The sequence below is a fragment of the Actinosynnema sp. NPDC059797 genome (assembly GCF_042732085.1).
Lineage (GTDB): Bacteria > Actinomycetota > Actinomycetes > Mycobacteriales > Pseudonocardiaceae > Actinosynnema.
This window is the reverse complement of sequence record NZ_JBHWIE010000579.1, coordinates 1-3099: the sequence shown is the minus strand read 5'-3', so window position 1 is coordinate 3099 and position 3099 is coordinate 1. Positions and strand designations below refer to the sequence as shown.

4 protein-coding genes are annotated in these 3099 nt (G+C 72.5%); all 4 read right to left on the bottom strand.

Annotated elements, in window-relative coordinates:
- Window positions 1–108 precede the first annotated feature (108 nt).
- On the bottom strand, window positions 109–780 hold the full coding sequence (locus tag ACFV4N_RS41890; protein ID WP_499678255.1) for a response regulator transcription factor: 672 nt from the start codon (window positions 778–780) through the stop codon (window positions 109–111).
- Window positions 744–2036: a sensor histidine kinase gene (locus tag ACFV4N_RS41885; RefSeq protein ID WP_499678254.1), complete on the bottom strand. Its 1293-nt coding sequence runs from the start codon at window positions 2034–2036 to the stop codon at window positions 744–746. The genes ACFV4N_RS41890 and ACFV4N_RS41885 overlap by 37 nt, the downstream gene beginning before the upstream one ends.
- 213 nt (window positions 2037–2249) lie before the next feature.
- Window positions 2250–2675 carry an Hsp20/alpha crystallin family protein gene (locus ACFV4N_RS41880; RefSeq protein ID WP_499678253.1) on the bottom strand — a complete coding sequence of 142 codons (426 nt, stop codon included), beginning with the start codon at window positions 2673–2675 and terminating at the stop codon, window positions 2250–2252.
- Between the two features lie 114 nt (window positions 2676–2789).
- Window positions 2790–3099: hypothetical protein (locus tag ACFV4N_RS41875; protein ID WP_499678252.1), on the bottom strand; the 310-nt coding region annotated here is incomplete at its 5' end.

The following is a 3099-nucleotide window of genomic DNA, read 5'->3' as shown; positions in this document are numbered from 1 at the left end:
GCGGTCCGGCGTGCCGCGCGCGACGGGCGGCCGCCACCCGGGGGTCTTGGGTCCTTTGTGGACTACCGTCGGCGGCGGCGTGTCCGGGGTCCGCCGCCGGCACCCCGCCTAGTCGGTGTGGTGCCCGTCCCGACCAGGGGAGTTCAGGTACGCCAGGACGGCCAGCACGCGCCGGTTGTGGTCGTCGGACTGGATGATGTCCAGCTTGGTGAAGATGCTCGTGGTGTACTTCGCGACCGCGCCCTGGCTGATCACCAGTCGCTGGGCGACCGCGGCGTTGGAGCAGCCCTCCGCCATCAGCGACAGGACCTCGCGCTCCCGCTGGGTCAGCGTCGCCAGCGGCTCGCGCCGCGCGTTGCCGGCCAGCAGCCGGGAGATCACCTGCGGGTCCATCGAGGTGCCGCCGTCCGCGACGCGGCGGACCGCGTCGATGAACTGGTCGCTGTTGAACACCCGGTCCTTGAGCAGGTAACCGATGCCGCCCGCGCCGTCGGCCAGCAGCTCCCGGGCGTAGAGGCTCTCGACGTGCTGGGACAGCACCAGGATCGGCAGGCCCTTGACCTGGCGCCGAGCCTCCAGCGCGGCCTGGATGCCCTCGTCGGTGAACGTCGGCGGCAGCCGCACGTCCACCACGGCCACGTCCGGCCGTTCGGAGAGCAGCACGGACAACAGCTGCGGCCCGTTGTCCACCGCGGCCACGATCTCGAAACCGTGTGACTCCAGCAGTTGGACGAGACCTTGCCTCAGGAGGTAGAGGTCCTCGGCGAGGACGACGCGCACGGCAACTCCAGGGTGATGGCAGTCGGACCCCCGACTGGACTGCGTACGGTCAGCCTACCGTCGAAGGTCTCGCACCTGCGGGCGATGCCCCGCAGCCCCGTGCCGTGGTCGAGGTCCGCGCCGCCCCGGCCGTCGTCGGCGACGGTGATGCGCAGCAGCTCGTCGGACAGCGTCGCGGTGATCGCCACCTGCTGCGGGTCGGCGTGCTTGGCCGCGTTCGTCAGCAGCTCCGTCACGGCGAAGTAGGCGGCCGACTCCAGCGGCGGGTAGAGCCTGCGCGGCAGGTCCACGGTCAGCTCGACGTCCAGCGGGCTCTCCAGGGCCAGCGCCTCGATGGCCGGGCCGAGGCCGCGTTCGGCCAGCACGGGCGGGTGGATGCCGCGCACCAGGTCCCGCAGCTCCTGCAACGCCTTCACCGACGCCTCGCGCGCCTCGGTGAGCAGCGCGCGGGCGCTGGGCACGTCGGTTTCCAGGTACCGGTCGACCGCGCCGAGCTTCATGCCGATCGCGACCAGCCGGGCCTGCGCGCCGTCGTGGAGGTCGCGCTCGATGCGGCGCAGCTCGGCCTCCTGGATGTCGATGATCTCGGAGCGCAGGTGGTTGAGCCGGTCGACCCGGTCCGCCAGGAGCGCGCCCCTCGTCGGCGACAGCAGGGAGCGGGTGAACACCGCCTGCCCGCGCACCAGGTACGGCGGGGCCAACAGCCAGAGCGTGGCCACGATCAGGCCGACGACCACGGACAGCGCCGCCGTGCTGCCCCGTTCGTCGAGCTGGATGAGGCCGTGCCAGAACTTCACCTCGCCGTTCGGCTCGATCAGCCACAGGACGGGCGGCAGCACCACGCCCTGGATGGCGTAGCCCAGCATGGTCACCGGCAGCAGGCCCGACAGGAAGCCGACCAGCGTGTTCGTCAACGACCACAGCAGGTCCCGCCACGTGGCCGCCTCGACCAGCATCCACTGCACGCGCTGGGCGAGCCCGGCGAACCCGCTCGCGGGCTGGGGCCGGGGCAGGTAGGGCTCCGGGACCTCGACGCCCGCCGCGCCGGCCAGCCGGCGGCCCTGGTTCGCGGTCCAGCGCAGCACCCCGACCGCGACCGGCACCAGGACCAGGCCGACGCCCAGCGGGAGGAACGCCATCGAGATGACGGTGGAGATGAACGAGGCCAGCGACAGCGCGGAGAGCCCCATCAGCAGCACGCCCTGCCACGTCGCCCGCAGGGCGTGGCGGACGTGGGTCTCAAACGCGGTGCTCATCCGGCCGTGTTCCGCCCTGGTCGGGGTAGGGGACACACCATCAGACTAGAGATCACCTGGTCGTGTCACCCCCTGGAGGGGTGACGTGTCCGTTTCAGGGGTTCACCCCTGATTCGGGCACGGACGTGCCGACGGCCCGGTCGTGGGGGATGCGACCGGACCGTCGGGCTCACGCGGGCGACCGGGGTCCCACCCCGGCCGCCGGGCTCGTGATCAGGCCTCGACCGCCTGCCGCCGGTCGACGACGGCGATCTTGCGCGGCCGGCCGCGGTCGGCCACCGGGATGCGGACGGTCAGCACGCCCGCCTCGTAGTCCGCCTCGATCCGCTCGCTGTCCAGGGCGTCGCCCAGGAGCACCCGGCGGGAGAACACCCCTCGGGGGCGCTCGGTGACGTGCCACTGGCGCTCGTCACCCGATTTCGCGACGCGCTCGGCCCGGACGGTGAGCACGTCGCGCTCGACCTCGAGGCCGATCGACTCGGGGGAGACGCCGGGCAGGTCGAACTGGACGAAGAACTCGTCACCCCTGCGGTAGGCGTCCATCGGGATGGCCGAGGGGCGGGACGGCGTGCCCTCGGAACCGAACACCTGCTGGGTGAGCCGCTCCAGCTGCCGGAACGGGTCCGTGCGCACCATCATGGCGCTCGCCTCCTTCTTCGGTGCTTCTCGGCGGTCTTGCCGCCTGCTGAACCTGACAACGGTCGGCTCAACTTTGTTGTTCCTACGGCTGTGCGATTACCTGTGTGTCGTCGTTCACATGCGGGTGGCGGCCAGGAAGTCGCGGGCGATCACGGACGTGACCTCCGGCTTGCACCGGGCGAGCGCGGGCAGCACCAGCTCCCACCGGTGCAGCGCCACCACGGCGACGACCAGGCGGTCCGCCTCGGCCCCCGGCACGTGCGGCACGAGCGCGGCCAGCGCCCGAGCCCGCGCGTCGGGGTCCTCGACCCGGTCGGCGACCGCCCGCGCCCGCTCGGCCCCGGCGACCTCCGCCACCAGCGGCACCAGGACAGCCAACGCCTCCGCCCGCACCTCCCGAAGTGGGATGGCCCGGGCCATCCGC